Source organism: candidate division WOR-3 bacterium (genome assembly GCA_039803925.1).
In the GTDB taxonomy this organism is placed as follows: domain Bacteria; phylum Hydrothermota; class Hydrothermia; order Hydrothermales; family JAJRUZ01; genus JBCNVI01.
In genome coordinates this window covers 1-17,850 of sequence record JBDRZL010000017.1, presented here as the reverse complement: position 1 = coordinate 17,850, position 17,850 = coordinate 1, and the positions used below count along the sequence as shown (strand labels likewise).

17 protein-coding genes and 1 pseudogene are annotated in these 17,850 nt (G+C 31.2%); 5 read left to right on the top strand and 13 right to left on the bottom strand.

The annotated features are described in order from the left end of the window. Positions 1 to 44: 44 nt before the first annotated feature. The 3 genes from glyA to rlmD are packed head-to-tail and all read left to right on the top strand — an operon-like array spanning position 45 to position 3,067. Positions 45 to 1,295, top strand: a complete 1,251-nt coding sequence (gene glyA, locus ABIN17_07380; GenBank protein MEO0284869.1) for a serine hydroxymethyltransferase — start codon at positions 45 to 47, stop codon at positions 1,293 to 1,295. Next, on the top strand, positions 1,288 to 1,764 hold the full coding sequence (gene lptE, locus ABIN17_07375; GenBank protein ID MEO0284868.1) for an LPS assembly lipoprotein LptE: 477 nt from the start codon (positions 1,288 to 1,290) through the stop codon (positions 1,762 to 1,764). Before glyA ends, lptE begins: the two co-directional genes overlap by 8 nt. Then, positions 1,748 to 3,067 carry a 23S rRNA (uracil(1939)-C(5))-methyltransferase RlmD gene (rlmD, locus tag ABIN17_07370; GenBank protein ID MEO0284867.1) on the top strand — a complete coding sequence of 440 codons (1,320 nt, stop codon included), beginning with the start codon at positions 1,748 to 1,750 and terminating at the stop codon, positions 3,065 to 3,067. Before lptE ends, rlmD begins: the two co-directional genes overlap by 17 nt. Positions 3,068 to 3,073: 6 nt before the next feature. Here rlmD and ABIN17_07365 read toward each other — a convergent pair whose 3' ends face one another. Continuing rightward, positions 3,074 to 3,541 carry a protease complex subunit PrcB family protein gene (locus ABIN17_07365; protein ID MEO0284866.1) on the bottom strand — a complete coding sequence of 156 codons (468 nt, stop codon included), beginning with the start codon at positions 3,539 to 3,541 and terminating at the stop codon, positions 3,074 to 3,076. A 53-nt stretch (positions 3,542 to 3,594) separates the two neighbouring features. Between ABIN17_07365 and ABIN17_07360 the strand changes: the two genes are divergently transcribed. Beyond that, positions 3,595 to 4,761, top strand: a complete 1,167-nt coding sequence (locus tag ABIN17_07360) for an acyl-CoA dehydrogenase family protein (GenBank protein MEO0284865.1) — start codon at positions 3,595 to 3,597, stop codon at positions 4,759 to 4,761. Positions 4,762 to 4,830: 69 nt separating this feature from the next. Next, entirely contained in the window at positions 4,831 to 8,118 is a 3,288-nt protein-coding gene (locus ABIN17_07355; GenBank protein ID MEO0284864.1) for a M36 family metallopeptidase, read from the top strand. Positions 8,119 to 8,668: 550 nt separating this feature from the next. Here ABIN17_07355 and ABIN17_07350 read toward each other — a convergent pair. The 12 genes and pseudogenes from ABIN17_07350 to ABIN17_07295 form a co-directional block, all read right to left on the bottom strand. Next, positions 8,669 to 9,379: pseudogene (locus ABIN17_07350) on the bottom strand (cation diffusion facilitator family transporter). Continuing rightward, positions 9,376 to 9,552 (bottom strand): hypothetical protein, encoded by a 177-nt coding sequence (locus ABIN17_07345; GenBank protein MEO0284863.1) that lies wholly within the window; start codon positions 9,550 to 9,552, stop codon positions 9,376 to 9,378. The pseudogene ABIN17_07350 and the gene ABIN17_07345 overlap by 4 nt, the downstream one beginning before the upstream one ends. A 117-nt stretch (positions 9,553 to 9,669) precedes the next feature. Continuing rightward, positions 9,670 to 9,801 (bottom strand): hypothetical protein, encoded by a 132-nt coding sequence (locus ABIN17_07340; protein MEO0284862.1) that lies wholly within the window; start codon positions 9,799 to 9,801, stop codon positions 9,670 to 9,672. A gap of 105 nt (positions 9,802 to 9,906) precedes the next feature. Beyond that, entirely contained in the window at positions 9,907 to 10,182 is a 276-nt protein-coding gene (locus ABIN17_07335; protein ID MEO0284861.1) for a PqqD family protein, read from the bottom strand. Further along, entirely contained in the window at positions 10,179 to 11,240 is a 1,062-nt protein-coding gene (locus tag ABIN17_07330) for a radical SAM protein (protein ID MEO0284860.1), read from the bottom strand. The genes ABIN17_07335 and ABIN17_07330 overlap by 4 nt, the downstream gene beginning before the upstream one ends. Continuing rightward, positions 11,237 to 12,316, bottom strand: coding sequence for a radical SAM protein (locus ABIN17_07325; GenBank protein ID MEO0284859.1), 1,080 nt, complete (start codon positions 12,314 to 12,316; stop codon positions 11,237 to 11,239). The genes ABIN17_07330 and ABIN17_07325 overlap by 4 nt, the downstream gene beginning before the upstream one ends. Before the next feature lie 56 nt (positions 12,317 to 12,372). Then, entirely contained in the window at positions 12,373 to 12,576 is a 204-nt protein-coding gene (locus tag ABIN17_07320) for a hypothetical protein (GenBank protein MEO0284858.1), read from the bottom strand. Between the two features lie 203 nt (positions 12,577 to 12,779). After that, complete coding sequence (locus tag ABIN17_07315) at positions 12,780 to 13,910, bottom strand: tetratricopeptide repeat protein (GenBank protein ID MEO0284857.1); 1,131 nt, start codon at positions 13,908 to 13,910, stop codon at positions 12,780 to 12,782. Positions 13,911 to 13,920: 10 nt separating this feature from the next. Continuing rightward, the gene (locus ABIN17_07310) at positions 13,921 to 16,083 is read right to left on the bottom strand and encodes an SH3 domain-containing protein (GenBank protein ID MEO0284856.1); all 2,163 of its coding nucleotides are present in this window, start codon (positions 16,081 to 16,083) and stop codon (positions 13,921 to 13,923) included. Beyond that, positions 16,080 to 16,850: a PP2C family serine/threonine-protein phosphatase gene (locus ABIN17_07305; GenBank protein ID MEO0284855.1), complete on the bottom strand. Its 771-nt coding sequence runs from the start codon at positions 16,848 to 16,850 to the stop codon at positions 16,080 to 16,082. Before ABIN17_07305 ends, ABIN17_07310 begins: the two co-directional genes overlap by 4 nt. Beyond that, positions 16,829 to 17,521, bottom strand: a complete 693-nt coding sequence (locus ABIN17_07300) for a VWA domain-containing protein (protein ID MEO0284854.1) — start codon at positions 17,519 to 17,521, stop codon at positions 16,829 to 16,831. Before ABIN17_07300 ends, ABIN17_07305 begins: the two co-directional genes overlap by 22 nt. Before the next feature lie 103 nt (positions 17,522 to 17,624). Further along, a partial coding sequence (locus ABIN17_07295; protein ID MEO0284853.1) for an AAA family ATPase occupies positions 17,625 to 17,850 on the bottom strand: 226 nt, incomplete at its 5' end.

Genomic DNA, 17,850 nt, shown 5'->3' with positions numbered 1-17,850 from the left:
GTTCAAATGGGATTTTCATTTATTTATTGCTTTATAATAGATTTATGAAAATTTACGATAGAGAAATATACGAACTTATAAAAAGGGAAATAAGAAGGCAGGAAGAAAATATAATCCTTATTGCTTCGGAAAATTATGCCTCTTACAATGTTTTGAGAGTAATGGGAACTCCACTTTCAAATAAGTATGCAGAGGGTTATCCTTTTAAAAGGTATTATGGGGGATGTGAAGTTGTTGATGAGATTGAACAAATTGCTATTGATAGATTAAAAAAGCTTTTTAATGCAGAACATGCAAATGTTCAACCTCATTCAGGAACTCAGGCTAATTTGGCAGTATATCTTGCCCTTTTGAATACCGGAGATAAAATTTTATCAATGAAACTTCCTCATGGGGGGCATTTATCTCACGGACATAAGGTGAATGCGGCAGGAAAATATTACAGGGTTATCCAGTATGGTGTGAGAAAGGATACTGAAACAATTGATTTTGATGAGGTTAGAGATTTAGCAAAAAGAGAGAAACCTAAAATTATTGTATGTGGGTATTCGGCTTATCCAAGAAAAATTGATTTTAAAACCTTTAGAGAAATTGCAGATGAAGTTGGAGCATATATGCTTGCTGATATAGCCCATATTACAGGTTTAATAGCAGCAGGATTTCATGAAAATCCCTTTCCCTATGCCCATGTAGTAACAGGGACAACTCACAAAACTTTAAGGGGACCAAGAGGTGGTTTTATACTTTCAACAAAAGAACTTGCAGAAAAAATTGATAAGGCAGTTTTTCCTGGAACACAGGGAGGTCCGCTTGAGCATGTAATAGCAGCAAAAGCTGTATGTTTTAAGGAGGCAAGCACACCTGAATTCAGAGAATACATAAAAAATGTATTAGAAAATTCAAAAAAACTTGCTTTTTCTTTAAAGGAAAGAGGTTTAAGGATTGTTTCAGATGGAACTGATACTCATTTATCCTTGATTGATTTAAGACCACTTGGAATTACAGGAAAAGAGGCAGAGGACCTTTTAAATATTGCAGGTATTGTTGTTAATAAAAATACAATACCCTTTGATGAAAAACCTCCAACAGTTACAAGTGGTATAAGAATTGGTTCACCATGTGTTACAACAAGGGGAATGAGGGAAAAGGAGATGGAATTGATTGCCGACTGGATTTATGAGGTGATAAGTTCTAAAAGTGAAGAAAAAGCAAAGAAAATAAGAGAAAAGGTAAAAGAATTGACAAAGAATTTTCCTGTTTATGGAAATGTTTTTGATAATGTTTTAAGTGAATAAGATAATTTTTTTATTTTTTCTTTTATTTTTAAGTTGTGTTTATTCTTTAAGACCACCTTTACCTGAAGGTATAAAGACTATTGGTGTTGAAAATTTTTCAAATTCTTCAGAAAGGTTAGGTATAGAGGTTTTTGTAACGCAGAGTTTTATTGATGGAATTCTTGAAGATAGGAGAATACCCCTTAAAGATTTAAATAACTGTGATTTACTTATAAAAGGAGAAATTACAAGGTATTTAAGAACACCTTTTGGAGTTACAATGGGTGGAGAGGTTTTTTCTTACAAGGTGATAATAAAGGCTAAAATTAATTTTTTAAAAAAAGATGGTACACAGATTTTTGAAGAAAGAGAATTTCAGGGGGAAAGTGTTTATGATACAAGGGAAAAAACAGAAGAGGAAGCAATTAAAGAAGCCGCAAAAGACCTTTCAAGAAAAGTTATTCAATATATCTATGCCCAAGCAATTTGAAATACAAATAGAAAAAATAGTTCAGGAAGGTTATGGAATTTCAAGGGATAAGGGTAAGATAGTTTTTACTCCTTTTGTTTTACCAGGTGAAAAAGTAAAAGTAGAAATTATCGAAGATAAAAAGGATGTTACATTTACTTATCCGGTTGAGATAATTGAAAAAAGTGGAGAGAGAATAAAGCCAAAGTGTCCCTATTTTGGAGAATGTGGTGGCTGTCACTTTCAGATGGCAAATTACAATTATCAATTAAAAATAAAGGAAGAAGTTGTAAGGGATGCTTTTTATCATAATGCTAAAATTAAGGAAATTCCACTTGAAAGTATTGTTCCTTCGCCTCTAATTTTTTATTACAGAACAAGGGCACATTTTCCATTAAAAAGGATAAAGGGAAAAGTTTATGCAGGATTTTATAAAAGGGAAAGTCATTATTTAATATCAATAGAAGAGTGTTTGATTCAAAAAAAAATAATAATTGATCACATGTTAAAAATAAAGGATATATTGCAGGAGGAGAGGATTACAATTTATGATGAAACAAAAGATTTTGGAAGGTTAAGATATCTATCAATTAAAACAAATAAAGATGAAAGTGAGGTTCTTATAACATTTGTAACAAGGAATAGGGGTTTTCCAAAGAGTATTGTAAAAAGGGTTGAAGAACTTGAAAGAATAACAGGTGTGGTTGAAAATGTAAATCCAAAAAAAGGAAATGTAATTTTAGGTGAAGAGGAGAGGATTCTATCAGGAAGAAATTATATTTTTGAACATGTAGGGGATTTAACTTTCAGAGTTTCTTCCAGGTCTTTTTTCCAGGTTAATCCTTCTATTTTACCTATGCTTCTTGAAAAAATGGAGGAGGAGATAAAAGGTTATGATACTCTCATTGACCTTTATGGAGGTGTTGGTCTTTTTGGTTTTTATTTTTCAAAGTTTTTTAAAAAGGTTTATGTTGTTGAAATAAATGATTCTTCCATTAAAGATACTCTTTACAATCAGAAAATAAATGATTTATTTAATGTGGATATAATTAGGGAGGATGCTGGAAATGCTCTTAAAAGTTTAAGGGGTGAAGTTTTAATTTTAGATCCACCGAGAAAGGGAATAGATGAAAGTGTAATAGAAGGTATAGATAGGATAAAACCTGAGAAGATAATTTATCTTTCTTGTTTTCCCCCTTCAATTGCAAGGGATTCAAAGGTTTTAATTTCAAAAGGTTATGCTTTAAAGAGAGTTATTCCCTTTGACTTTTTTCCCCAGACCTATCATGTGGAAATTTTATGTGTTTTTGATAAAAAAGATTAAAATTTTTTAAAAACAATCTTTTATTTCTTCCTCGTAGTAAAATTTAATTTTCTTTTTTGATTTTTTTAAAAGAACAATATGATAAGGTTGTGTAAAAGCCATTGTTACTATACAGTTTTTACCAGGTGATATTTCTTTAACATAAACTGATATTTCTCTATCATTTTCAACAATTTTTTTTATTTCAATGGAAAATCCACCTGTTGGTTTTTCTCCCATAAAGGTGCAGATTAACATATATTTATCAAAGTCAATTTCAGGAGGTTCGGGTAGAGGAAGGAGTATTTTTGTGTGATTTTTCCACATTTCAAGAAATTCCTTTTTATTTTTTATTACAATTTCCTTTTTTTCTTTTATTCCTGAATAAAACCCTTTTTCAAAAGTTTCAAATTCTAATTCCCCTCTCTTATTTTCCCTTGTATGAAAGCAAAAATTTAAAAATATAAAGAAAATGAATATAATTAAAAATCTCATAGAAAAATATAAGATAAGTTTTTTTCAAAAGTAAATATGTCTTATAATTTTTTATGTTTGGTGAACTTCTAAACTTATTGGAAACAGAGGAACAAAAACTTTTGAGGGAAACAGTTAGAAAGTTTGTTAAGGAAAAAATTGCTCCCATTGCTTCGCGTATTGATGAAAAAGATGAGTTCCCTTCTTATATTTTTAGAGAAATGGCAGAACTTGGGTTTACCGGAATTCTTATACCTGAAGAATACGGAGGTTTTGGAGAGGATGTTTTATCAGCTTGTATTGTGCTTGAGGAAATTTCAAGAGAAAGTCCATCAATAGCACTTTCACTCTTAGCTCACTCAGTTTTATGTGCCCATCCTATTACAAGGTTTGGAACTAAAGAGCAGAAGGAAAAATATCTCCCAAAACTTGCAAGGGGTGAGTTTATAGGTGCTCTCGCAATTACAGAACCTGATGCAGGATCTGACACCTATTCTATCAAAACTACAGCAAAGGAGGAAAAAGATGGGTTTATCATAAATGGTAGTAAGATCTTTATAACAAATGGTTCAATTGCTGATATCATAATAGTTTATGCAAAAACTTCCCCTGAAAAAGAAAAAGAGGGAATATCAAGTTTCATTTTTGAAAAAGACTTTAAAGGTTTTTCAGTGAGTAAAAAATTTGAAAAAATGGGAATGAGGGGTTCTCCAACTGCTTCTTTATTTTTTGATAATGCTTTCTGTCCTAAGGAAAATCTTCTCGGAGAAAAAGATAAGGGCTTTAACATACTTGTAAAATGCTTTGAAATTGAAAGAATTACAATTTCAGCCATTTCTCTTGGTATAGCCCTTTCATCCCTTGAATGGCAAATTAAATATTCAAAGGAAAGAAAGCAGTTTTCTAAACCAATCTATGAATTTCAAATGGTTTCTGAAAAAATAGCAGAAAATGCAGCTCTCCTTGAGGTTTTAAGAACTTATATTTATTTTCTTGCTAAGAATTATGATTTTAAGAAAGATAATAGAATAGAAAGCGCCACTTCAAAACTTCTTGCAAGTAGACTTGGAGTTAAAGCTTCTCTTGATGCAATTCAGATTCTTGGGGGTTATGGTTATACAAAGGAGTATCCTGTTGAAAGATTTTTAAGAGATGCAAAGCTTATGGAGATAGGTGCAGGAACTTCAGAAATTATGAAATTTATAATTTCCAATGTGTTAATTGAGAAATATCCTGTTTGAAGTTATAATTTATTATAATTTTTTTATAGGGTTCAAAAGGTTCAAATCCTATAGAATTTTTAAAATATTATGTTTAAAAAGATCTTTTTAATACTTTTCCCTATACTACTTTCTGCTTTAAAAGAGGTAAAGGATGAGTATTCAGTTTACAGGAAAAATTACCATCCTTCACCTAAGTTGATAAAAAGGGGAGACTTTTTCTATGATGTTGAAACAGGAAAACCTCTAACAGGTTTTAATTTAAAAGAAGGTCCTTATACTGGTTCAATTGAAGAAAAAGCAAGGAAATTTATAGGGAATTTTCAGAATAAACTGATGTTAGATTCTAAGGCAGAATTAAGGGTTTTTGATTTAAAAAATGGTCTTAAAGATTTGACCCATATAAGATTCAGAGAGTATTATAAAGGAGTTCCTATTTTTGGTTCAGAACTTGTTATAACCTTTAAAGGCAACTATGTTACTTCCTATTCTTCAAGATTGTTTGACATAAAGGGGGATATAGATGTGGAACCTCTTATTTCAAAGGAAATGGCTTATGAAATTGCAAAGAACTTTTTACCTATAAAGGGTAAAATCCATAAGTATATTGAGCCGGAACTTGTTATATACCCTTACAAAGATTTTAAACTTTCATACAGAGTTTTGATTCCATCTTCTGACCCTATAGGAGATTGGGAATTTTTTGTTGATGCTAAAAGTGGTGAAGTGTTATTTGTAAGGGACCAGGCTAAATATTTTGACGGACAAGGTTATTCTTTTAATCCGGACCCCTTAACCACTGCTCACAGGATTTATAATCAGAATAGCTACTGGGCAGATAATAATGATGCTGATAATGATTCCCTTAACGGACAGAGATTTTTAGTTCCTCTTTTAGGTTTAACAGATTCATCTGGATGGAAACTTTTGAAAGGTCCCCATGCCTATCTAATTGACTGGGATACTCCTTCTGTTCCTGTTGTAAAGACGCAAAACGGTTTATTTTATTATACAAGGAGCCAATCGGGTTTTGAAGATGCGATGGTTTATTATGGAATAGATAATATTCAGAGGTACATTCAGTCTCTTGGTTTTAACAATGTGAATAATGAGCCACAGGATGTTGATCCACATGGTGTGAATGGTCAAGATAATTCCTATTATGTTCCATCAACAGATAGAATTGCCTATGGGGAAGGTGGTGTGGATGATGCAGAGGATATGGATGTGATAATTCATGAGTATGGACATGCAATACAGGATGATCAGGTTCCAGGATGGGGTGCTTCAAGTGAAGCAGATGCAATGGGTGAGGGTTTTGGTGATTATTTATCAGCGAGTTATTCAATAGTTATTGATACTTTTAAATGGTCTTGGGTTTTTAACTGGGATGGACACAATCCCTTTTGGCCAGGAAGGTCAGTTAATATGGATAATTATCATTATCCTGAGGATGCTCCACCTAACAGAGAGATACATGATGCAGGTCAGCTCTGGTCTTCTGCTCTTTTTGATGTGATGTGGGCTCTTTTCAATATGTATAATTCAATGGATAGTGCGAGGAAAATACTTGATAAACTTGTTATTCAGCATCACTTTTATTTAACAGCATCTGCAACAATGCCAGAAGCAGCACAGGCAATTTTACAGGCTGATAATGATATAAATAATAGAAAACACTGGCCTATTATAATACCTATTTTTGATGCAAGAGGCTTTATAGATGCTTCTCAATACTTACCACAGATAATCCATACGTCTTTACCTGATAATGAGAATGTTTTTGGTCCATATACAGTTCTTGCTAAGGTTATTCCATCTACTGCACCTATAGATTCAGTTTTTGTTTATTACTGGATAAGTTTATTACCACAGGATACAGTTAAACTTATTATGCAACCAACGGGAAATCCTGATGAATACAGTGCAAATATTCCTGGTCCAGGGCAGGATGCAGATATAAATTATTACATTTATGCAAGAGATCAAAATGGGAACTTCAATACCCATCCACAGGGAGCTCCTTTAAATCACCATTCTTTCCATGTTGGGGAAGATACTGTAAAGCCTGTTATAGTTCATACACCAGTTAAAACACAGTATCCTATTTCAAGGTGGCCAGCAAAAGTTAAGGCAACTATTACTGATAATATCGGTGTTGATACTGCATATGTTGAGTGGGTTTATAATGGAAATATAGAGGTTTCTTTTGGTTTAACTAATATGGGTAATAATGTATATGAAGCAAATTTCCCCTTACCTTCAGTTAATTTGGGTGATACAATTGAATACAGAATTGTTGCTGTTGATGCTTCTTCGACACCCGATACAGCTAAAAATCCAGTTAATGGTTTTTATAAATTTTACATTGTTGAATCAAGGGGAATTGTTCTTGTTTTAAATGATGATTCAGGAGATAGAAAATGGGGGACAAAAATTGGTAAAAAGGATGATTGGTTAAGTTTTGTTGATTATAAAAAAGCAGGTGAAAGTGCTGATTCTATAGCTTCTTGGTTGAGTTCTATAGGATTTGATGTAACAAAAGAGAATATATGGCAGACAGATACTTTAACATGGAATAATTATGATGTTTTAGTTTTATCATCAGGACTTGATGTGAAAACTGTTGCACAGGATGATGTATATGGACCCGTAATGAGAAGTGCTTTAAAAAATTTTGTTTCAAGAGGAGGTAAACTTCTTGTGGAAGGAGGTGAAATAGGTTTTGATGCACAGGTATGGAATCCAGATTTTGGAACTCAGGTATTACATATAAATGACTGGGATTCTGATTATCCTGGAAATCTTAATATCTATTTACCTAATCATCCAATTGCCAATTCTCCCAATACTTTGCCTTCTCAGATTGTTGGTAATTTCAGCGGGCAGTGGGGAGTAGCTGATGCCCTTAAACTTGAGCCTGATGCCTATTTTGTTTATAACTGGACAAGTTATCAAAATGATGGTGGCATTATTGTTCACGATACAAATCAAGGGGAACCGAATGTTGTATTTATGTCAATAAATATACTTTCTATTTCTGATAAAAGTGTGGCAAAGGCTTTACTTGAGAATTGTGTTGAATACCTGATTTTTGGTGCTACTCCTATAAAAGAAACTCAAAAACCTTTAAATTTTGTCTTGGATATTAAAAAAATTGGAAGGGATATAAAGATTAATTTTACACTTTCTGAGCCTCAGAGGGTGGAAATAAAGGTTTTTGATGTAACAGGAAGAAAAAATTATGGTTATTCAAAAATGCTTAAAAGAGGCACATATACTCATTCCATAGTTAACTTAAAACCTGGAATTTATTTTGTATCTTTTAAAACTGATAAAAATTTAAGTGAGATAAAAAAAGCTGTGATATTAAAGTAAATAAAAACAAAAACACATAGAAAACATAAAAGAAAAATTTAAAAGTACTATGTGAAAATACAATTACAGGAATAAAAAAGGAGAAAAAAGCTATAATTCTGAAAGAAAATTCCTAAAAGGGAAAATAAGACTTTTATTTTGAATAATTTTCCTCCTATTTTATGTGTTTTATTCTAAACAACTTCATTTAAACCAGTTTATTTCTTCTTTTTCAAAGAGAATTACAATATAAAAAAACAAAATAAAAAGTCCAGTCGGGGAAAATAAATTAGAACTTATTTTAATTCCAAGATTCCAGAGTATTACTTGTAAGTGTAGTGAAAGCATGAAGATAAATTGTAGTATTTTCTGAATTTTTCAATGTTTTCTTTCAATGGATCTATTCTCGGAATAGCAATAAAAAGTAAGAAAAGTTAAAAGAATTTTGACATATAGCCGTCCATTTCTCCCTTTACATTCCAGTGTGATGCCATTTTTTTTAGGCATATGAGGGTAAAAATATAAACTAATTATAAAAGTGGGTAAGTAATATACTTTTAGATTTTGCCCCTTATCCATTACAGTGATTTATCTCTATAGTAATATGATTTGTTAGTGGATTTTTGGCAACTATACTTAAAATACAGGCATATTTATTCTGATTTACCCTTAAAATATGTAAATCACTGATTTTACTATCGCCATCAGATTCTATTATTTTTATTATTTCTCTCACAATTATTGAATCCATTTCTCTGTCTAAGAGAATAAAAGAAGTTTCTTTAATAAGTAAAAATGTCCATCTGAGTATTAAAAATGATCCAATTATACCCATTAAAGGGTCAAGCCAGTTCCAGCCAAAATATTTTGCTCCAAGTAATTTGAAGTTTGCAAAAAGTGATGTTAGACCATCTGCAAGAACATGAAGGTATGCTGATTTTAAATTTAGATCCATTTTATTATGGTTAGAATGTTTTTCATCATTATGAATGTGATTTTCGTGTTCATAACCGAGTATCAGGGCGCTTATGATATTTACTATTAGGCCGAGGAAGGCAACTATTAATGCCTGGTTATAGGAAATTTTTAAGGGTTTAAAAAATCTTTCAATAGATGCTCCAAGGAGGAATAGCCCAACAACTCCTAAAAGAATTGCACTTGTTTAAGTTCCTAGTATTTCAATTTTCCATGAGCCGAAGGTGAATCTTTTATCATTTGATAATTTTCTTGAAAGAATATATCCAATTAGAGAGATGCTTAGAGCAGTTGCATGCGTACTCATATGCCATCCATCAGCAAAGAGAGCATTGAGTTAAAAATCCATCCTGCAAAGATTTCAATAAGCATTGTGACGGTTGTAAGAATAACAACAAAAAGAGTTTTTTGTTCAGCGGATTTTTTATCCTGATTAAAGTAGTGTTGATGTTGCCACCGCTTTAAATCTGTAAGATGCATAAATTTTACCTCATGCAAAATTGTATATTAAATACAGAAAATTTTTCAAAAATAGAAGGTGGATTTACTTTTTACCAATTTCTAAAAATTTCATAAAATCTTTTACTTTCTTACTTTTCAGAGATTTAATAGGTATTCTTCCTTTTCTATTTTCCCTTCATTTAAAACTATTATCCTATCAGAAATTTTTTCTAAAAGATTTATATCATGGGTTGCAATAATTTTTGTTCCTTTTAAATTTTTTATCAATTTTATGAATTCAATTCTTGATTTTGGTGAAAGACCAAGGGTTGGCTCATCTAAAAGAAAAATCTCATATTGATTGATATTTTGAGAGATAGGTTAATTATATTTTTAATCAAGTTCTTTACGAAGGATTAAATTTTCTTTTTCCATTTCTTTTATAAAAATATCAAAGTCTTTTTCTGCTGTATTTTTGTCTATTTCAAAATTTTTTATTATTTCATTAATAATTTCTTCTTTATCATGCTTACCGTCACATAATTCAAAGATAAATGCACCGACCTCATTTAATATCTTGATTTCTCCTGTTTCTAAATTGTAAAGGAGTGCGCCATCTTCTTCCTTACGGAAAACAATTTTTGAATTTGTAATGTACTTTTCTTTCATTTTTCCACCAACCTTGTTTTTGGAAAAAGCCCTTTTTTATATGCTTCATCACAAAAACGAAATGGTGCATTAAATGTCCCTGTAAGATAATAAGTTTCTGCTGCACATTTTCCATTACAATAATTTTTAAACATACATTTTGAGCATACACCAAGAATTTTATGTGGTATGGTTTCTCTTAATTCTTTTAAAATCTTAGAATTTTCCCAAATATCTATAATACTATCTTTTTCTATATTCCCCATAACAAGTTGTGTTATATTTTTACCTATACCGCAAATAGAAACCATACCATTACTTAAAATCCCGAGAATGTTATGAATTTTACAGGTTCCAAAATCATCGGTTAAATCATTTAGAGATTTAAAAACTGGTGGAATATCAAAATGAACTTTTAAAGGAAAATTATTATTGAATGATTCCTTTAGTTTTTTATAAACTTCAAGTATTTTTTCTACATCCAAAAGTTCACCTCTTTTTTGCATATTTTCTCCGCGTCCCATCGGGATAACTGGATTTATTTTTAGGCTATCTGCTCCTAATTTTGATGCAAAATTTACTATATCAGGAAGTTCTTCTGAATTTTTGGAAATAAGAGAGGTAATAATTTGTGTTCTAACACCATATTCCTGAAGATAGTTTATCCCTCTTATTGTTTGTTCAAAGGCACCCGGTATTCCCCTTATGTAATCATGGACTTGTGAGTCTGTTGAATCAAGGGAGACTGAAACCTGTGATACTTCTGTTTCTTTTATAACTTTCGCAACTTCTTTTTCAATTAATGAGCCATTTGTTTCTATAATGATGCTTAATTCTTCATTTTTCAGCCAGTAAAGTAATTCCAATATGTTTTTCATTAAAAATGGTTCTCCACCTGTAAGTTTAATTCCTTTAAGACCGATTTTTTTTGCTTCTTTTATTGCTCTTTTTATAACTGATAAAGGAATCTCACCTGAATCCTTCATAAATTCCGGATCTATCCAGCAATGCCTGCATTTGAAATTACAGGAGGTATAATAGAAATAAATTGTTTCAAGTTTATAATTTAATTCCTTCATTTAACCCCCAGGATAGGTTCGGTAATCCCATCAGGTCTAAGACAATAAAATTCCTTGTTCCTTATTCCGTATAAATAATAATAAGGATTACATCTATGCCCTGTAAAACAGATTCTACGATAGATGCAATTTATGCAATCACCTATATCATCCTTTGTAAGGATAAAATAAGTGCGGAACTTTCTCATTACCGGTGAATTTTTCCATATATCAATAAAGTCTTTTTCTTTTAGATTTCCTGCTTCTACATCCCAGAGAACCTCACAAGGTGTAATTGCTCCATTTGGTTTTATATTGCATCTTGTTACACCGGCTGCACAGGGTGGGACTTCAATTTCATTGGTTTCAGGTGGTGGATTTTTCTCCGCCTCTTCAACTAAATCTACAAGTTGAACTGCTGCCCCTGTGATAAAATCACCGAATTTTTCTTTTAAAACCTTCAATCTTTTAATAATTTCTCTTAGTTCCTTAGGTGAAAGATACAATTCTTCTATAAAACATGCAGCATTACCTGTATAAAATATGGGATTAAACCTTACATTTCTAACACCCAGTTTTTTACATAAATGAACAATATTTTCCATATCATTATAGTTTAATTTCATCAGGGTAGTAGATATTAATATATTTAATCCTTCTTTTAATGCATTTTCTATACCCTTTATTGTTTTATTAAAAACACCTTCACCACGAATATTTTTTACTATTTTTTCTTCAGAACCATCAAGACTTAATGTAATATCTTTAACACCAAATTCTTTCAATCTTTTTGCTATATTAGGAGTAATAAGAGTTCCGTTTGTATTTAATGATAAACTGATAGGGAATTTTTTAAGTTCTTCTATGAATCTCCAGATATCTTTCCTTACAAGTGGCTCTCCACCAAAAATTCCGACACTAAAAACCTTAACATTACCTATCTTTTTTATTATTTTAATCATTTCTTCTGTATCCAGTTCTTCTTCAACTCCAGTAGCAAGACAGTGTCTGCAATTTAAATTACAACTGTTAGTAATTGAAAGACAAAGAGATGTTGGTGCACTTAAAGGTTTTATTTCTTTATCTATAAATCTCATTTTTTAAATTTAAAATAAAAAGGGCCGGGAACATAACCCCGGCCCAGGATTTTTGTTTAGCCCTGGAATCTTCCACCTGCTCCACAACCAAAGGAAGCGCGTCCACCACCTGCACAATAGTCACTTTCTGCACCCCCGCTTTCACAATCCGGTCCACTCTCAAACATTTTTACTCTTGGTGGTTCATACCTCTTCCTTTCCATTTTTGTTTCCCCATATGTATCCCTGCATACCATTTGTTCATATTTTTTATCTGTCATATCAACCTCCTTTTTATTTTTTTAAGGATTTGAACCTTATTTATATTACACCTCTCATTTTAAAATTTTCATAATTTAAAATTATACAATTTTTTAAAAAATTTGTCAAATAAAAAGATATGTGCAAACTCATGAATTTTTCTTGATAAAGTATATCTGGATACTCGTTGAAAGGAGCCAGAAATTTATTAACATTAATTTTTTCAATCTTTTGATTTTTCTTCATATTCTTCTGCCTTCTCAAAATCTCCAAGTTCTTTATAAATATCAGAAAGAGTTTCATAAATCTGTTTAACCTCGTGTTCAGCAAGCATTCCTCCTCTATCATGTATATTAATTGCTTCTTCCAAATATTCAATTGCTTTTTTATAATTTTTTAAAGTGTAATACATCACACCCAATGGAAGAAGGTACATTCCTGCTGTAAATTCAGGCTCATCAATTTCTCTTGATATTTCTAATGCTAACTCATAATATTCAATTGCTTCTTCCGTTTCTCCTAAATTATCATAAGCCTTAGCGAGCCCGCTATAACATTCTTTTTCCATATTTTTATCACCTGCCTTTTGAGAGAGTCTTAGTGCTTTATTATAATAGGTAATGGCTTTTAAATCCTTACCATACAAAAACCTGCTACCTAAGTTGAAATAAATAGGAATTAGGTTTTTATAACACTTAAATTCACCTGATTTATCACCAATTCCTTTAAAAATTTCCAAGGCTTTCTCATAATATTCAATTGCTTTTTCATCATATCCTATTCTTTCATAGCAAATACCTAAATTTCCATAACAGTTTGCCTCTCCTGATTTATCACCAATTTCTTTATAAATTTTTAATGCTTTCTCAAATTCTTCTATCGCATCTTTAAATTTTTCTGTTTTCATAAGTAAAAGCCCCCTATTCAGAAGTTCATCCGGGTTTTTTTCTAATGGAATATTCTCTTTTTCTTTTATTTTATTTAAAGCAGTCATAACCTTTTTCACTAATTCATCTTTATCAGAAAATTCCAAATGTCCGAAAAAGTATAAATAAGAATAAAAATATTCTTCCTTTGGAAAATATGCACATGGTATTATTCTTTTTTTAAGCTCTATCGCTTTTACACATTCTTCGGGAAGTTTATCTCCCTTTACAGTAATTATAACAAGATATTTGCAAGTTTCAATCGCTTTATCAATTTTTTCTTTTTCCTCTTTTCCCAATCTCCCACTTTCATAGTAAACCACAAAAAGATTATACCCTTGCTTTTTTATTATTTCTTCTAAATATGTTGCAAAATCTCTTCCTTCTTTGCTTTCATTACTTATTATAAGGACATCACATTTTTCCATTTTTACCTCCTTATTTTATTATTTTGGTTAAAGGTTTATAAATCCAACCTGTAAATAGTTCATCTGATAAATAGAAAATAATTTTATACCAATTGTTTTTTTCTGCCATAACCTTTACTTCATAATTTTCAGGAAATCTTGTAATTATTTCTCCATCTAATGAGGGTTTACTTCTTATATTCACATTATTTGCATTTATTTTTATAAGAAATTGTTCTTTTAACTCAACGGGTTCAGTAAATTCCTTATATACCCATCCTATGGTTTTATTTTTGTTAAATCTTATTTTATACCAATTTCCCTTTTCCTCTATTACATCTACCACTCTGCCAATAGGAAGTCGGGTTATTTCATAAAATTTAATATCCGGACCTACTCTCACATTTATTAAATCCTTTATTTCAATATAAAATTTTGTTTCTTTTTTCCTATCAAAAATTCCTAAATTATTTGTATCTTTTATATATTTTCCTACAAAAAGACCCCATAAGAGTAAACATCCGGCAAATTTAAAAGCTCCTTTCTTTCTCCATAAAAGAAATGGAAAAAATTGGAAAAATTTTTTGGACAATTGATAATAGAAATATGTAAAAAATGCAGAAATTAAAATTATATAAATAGAATAAAGAAATTTTTGCAAAAGCCAAAGAATAAAAAACCAGAAAACTGCTAAACCAAAGGATTCTTTATGAGAAATGGTTGACCATAAAGTTAACCCAATTAAAAACAACCAGAATAATATTAATTTATAGGTAGAAAATAAGAAAGGAAATAATATATTCATAAACAATCCAATTATTCCTCCTATGACAAAATAGACTCCTTCTTCCTCTTCCTCACTCAAAACAAAAGAGGGTTTTGTTACCGATTTGGGTTGTGCTACCGGGGGTTTTCTAACCTTTTTTTCTTCCTCTTTTATTATCCTTTCAACTTCTTTTTCTTTAAACCCTAATTCTTTTCCTTTTTGTTTTATGAATTCTCTTTCTTCTGATGAAATAACTCCATCGGCTAATGCTGGTCCTATTACATACTCCCTGAAAGTTCTTTCTTTTGCCTCTGGAGAGATCTCTATTCCAGGACGGGAGATAGGAGTTTGTTTTCCAATAAGAGGGGGAGGGAAAGGATCTTCACTCTTTTTTTGTTTAATTTCACACCAAGGGCACTTTTTTAAATGGTCTGCATAACTATGAAAATGGTTATTATTGCAGGTTTTAAATTTATCCTTATTTTTTAAAAAAACAGCATACCACTCCTCTGCTGATGGTCTTTTCTCCGGATTCTTATGACCTTCAGCAAAACACTTTTTAAATAATTCTTGTATCTCAGGAAATAAAATACCGAAGGGAGGAGCATCAGGTGGTGGCTCAATATTTTTAGAATTAGAACAATAAGGAAAGTATCCTTTTTTAATTTTGCTCTCGATTGAGGGTGCATCCTCTACCAAAGGTCCCCTTGCTTGATAAGGGTGAAACCCTTCCATTAATATCTGAAATAAAAGGACCCCAAGTGCAAAATTATCAGACTCTATAGTTCTATCTGTATCTTTAAAACTTTTATCTTGAAATTCGGGTGCTGTGTAAGAACCTTTACCTACAGGGCACCTGTAAACCTTATTTGTTTTCTTATCCACAACCTGAAAGGAATCGCAATCAATTATACATACAAGACCATCCTTGCTTACTAAAATATTACTTTCATTTAAATCCCCTATAATATATCCCTTTTTGTGAATTGCCGCAATAGCACTACATAAATTTAATGCAACTTGATATAATTCACTCCATGTAAAACTAAAAAAATTCCTTTTTCGCTCGAAAGGGTCTATCACAAGAGCCATTTTTTTATACTTATTAAAATCTATTTTAGGCATTATAAAACCTACAAAATTTTTTAAATCTCTGTCTTCATATAAAGGAACAACCGGCCAAGCAATAGAACGACCCCCCTTTTTTTCCATTGGATCAGAAGGAGGATTTTGACACATTAACTCAATCTTATTCTTTAACTCAACGGTAATTTCCTTGGTGTATATTTTTGCACAATATTTTTCATATCCATATATATTAAATACAATTCCTTCTCCACCTTCGCCTAATTTTTCTCCTATCTGTATTTTTCCTCTTTTTTTATTTTTATCTAATGTCCAATATGTTACACCGGGTTCGGGTCTCATTTTATTGAGTAATCCGGTTCTAATACAATTATGAGGAGTGTCTTATCATCTTCCATATATTCATTTATTTTTTTTGAAGAAAGTAATTTTATTATTTCCTCTGTCCCTTCTTTTGGATCTTTAATTTTTTTTGAATAGGAAAATATGGGATTAAAAAAGCCCTCAAAAGGAATAAGTGTATCTTTTTCTTTTTTAAAGGCAGCTCTATGACAACCATCTGTCATTACAGCAATACATTCAAATTTTTTATTGTAAATACTAAATCTTAAATGTCTTTCCCAGTTTTCATAAGTAAGCGGAATTACTTCATTTATATATTCAGATTCTTCGGGATAAGAAAGAACTTCAAGTCCATTTTTTGTTTGCCCAACTACCGCTCCATCTCCTATATGAGCAACAATCACCTTTCTTCTCTCTACTACTACTACAATAAGGGTTGATGCAAAATCTTCAAATTTTCCTCCACATTCTATTGCCTTTCTTTTTAATTTTTCCCTGCTTAAACCTATGTATTTCTTTAAATTCCTTTTGTTTAATTTTTCCTCTTTTTCGAGACTATCTACAATCTCTTTTACTACAAAAGTTGCACCTTCGTTACTTTTGGATGCGCTTCCGAGTCCATCTGCTACAGCCACTATTACCTTATTCTGGCTTACCTTATAAGCACAAGCATCCTGACAGGGTAAATTTTTTCTTAAATGGGAAGGACCTATTACAGAACCACCTATTACAAAAGGTAAATTTATTAAAGTTCTATCTCTCCCCATCCTGCTTTTACAGGGTCTTCCAGAGTTAGCTTTTCTCCTACTTTTGACGATGAAACTTTAATCTGACTTTTTGATAACCACATGAAAAGTTCTTTAAATTTTGTGCCTTTAAGTTTCACGGGTGGCCTTTCTGGAGGAGCCAATTTTTTAAGAATTTCAAAATTAGCAGGTTCAACACCTACACAAAAAAATAGGAATTTTTTATTTCTTTCCCCCTCGTGAATTCTTTTTATCACCTCCTCCCATTTTTCGTCTCCTTCTCTCATATCAGTGGGTTCTCCATCTGTTATCATAAATATCCAAGGCCTGTAATAATCAATTCCTCTTTCCTTATATTCTCTTTTTCTTTCTTCCACCATCTCTATTCCTTTAAGTATTGCATCACCCATGGGAGTATTTCCGGAAGCTTCAAATTCAACAGGTTCAAAATTCTCTACGGGCGAAAATTGATGAAACACCTTAACTTCTCCTCCAAAAGTTATAATTGCAAGGTCTACTCTTTTAGATGCGAGTTCATCTTTTTCAATTTCTTCTTTGAATAATTTTACTCCTTCATTTAAAGAAGATATTTTTACACCTGCCATAGAACCCGATACATCTAATAAAAGCACAACAGGACAATGAGGATGCTGTGGATTTGCAATTTCTACTATTTTTTCTAATTCTTCCATTTTTACCTCCTTTTTATGGTAAAAATTTGTTAAAATTTTAGTATAATAAAAATAAAAAAGTCAAATAAATGTAAAATAATATAACATTACTAAATTTTTTGATTTAATAAGTTTTCAAAATATTTCCCTCCTCTAAAACTATTATCCTTTCAGAAATTTCCTTTGCCATTTCTATATTATGGGTTGCAATTATCTTTGTTCCTTTTAAATTTTTTATCAATTCTATAAATTCCTTTCTTGATTTTGGTGAAAGACCAAGGGTTGGCTCATCTAAAAGAAAAATTTCTGGATTATAGGAAAGAATTGTTGCAAGGGAAACCTTTTTAAAA

What these genes read in the sequence shown, in the direction of transcription:
- ABIN17_07365 (MEO0284866.1), bottom strand. Translation starts at nt 3,541, where the DNA reads ATGAGATTTTTAATTATATTCATTTTCTTTATATTTTTAAATTTTTGC.
- ABIN17_07325 (MEO0284859.1), bottom strand. Translation starts at nt 12,316, where the DNA reads ATGAGATTTATAGATAAAGAAATAAAACCTTTAAGTGCACCAACATCT.
- ABIN17_07300 (MEO0284854.1), bottom strand. Translation starts at nt 17,521, where the DNA reads ATGGAAGAATTAGAAAAAATAGTAGAAATTGCAAATCCACAGCATCCT.
- rlmD (MEO0284867.1), top strand. Translation starts at nt 1,748, where the DNA reads ATGCCCAAGCAATTTGAAATACAAATAGAAAAAATAGTTCAGGAAGGT.
- ABIN17_07335 (MEO0284861.1), bottom strand. Translation starts at nt 10,182, where the DNA reads ATGAAAGAAAAGTACATTACAAATTCAAAAATTGTTTTCCGTAAGGAA.
- ABIN17_07305 (MEO0284855.1), bottom strand. Translation starts at nt 16,850, where the DNA reads ATGGGGAGAGATAGAACTTTAATAAATTTACCTTTTGTAATAGGTGGT.
- ABIN17_07360 (MEO0284865.1), top strand. Translation starts at nt 3,595, where the DNA reads ATGTTTGGTGAACTTCTAAACTTATTGGAAACAGAGGAACAAAAACTT.
- glyA (MEO0284869.1), top strand. Translation starts at nt 45, where the DNA reads ATGAAAATTTACGATAGAGAAATATACGAACTTATAAAAAGGGAAATA.
- ABIN17_07345 (MEO0284863.1), bottom strand. Translation starts at nt 9,552, where the DNA reads ATGCATCTTACAGATTTAAAGCGGTGGCAACATCAACACTACTTTAAT.
- ABIN17_07310 (MEO0284856.1), bottom strand. Translation starts at nt 16,083, where the DNA reads ATGAGACCCGAACCCGGTGTAACATATTGGACATTAGATAAAAATAAA.
- ABIN17_07320 (MEO0284858.1), bottom strand. Translation starts at nt 12,576, where the DNA reads ATGACAGATAAAAAATATGAACAAATGGTATGCAGGGATACATATGGG.
- ABIN17_07355 (MEO0284864.1), top strand. Translation starts at nt 4,831, where the DNA reads ATGTTTAAAAAGATCTTTTTAATACTTTTCCCTATACTACTTTCTGCT.
- ABIN17_07315 (MEO0284857.1), bottom strand. Translation starts at nt 13,910, where the DNA reads ATGGAAAAATGTGATGTCCTTATAATAAGTAATGAAAGCAAAGAAGGA.
- ABIN17_07330 (MEO0284860.1), bottom strand. Translation starts at nt 11,240, where the DNA reads ATGAAGGAATTAAATTATAAACTTGAAACAATTTATTTCTATTATACC.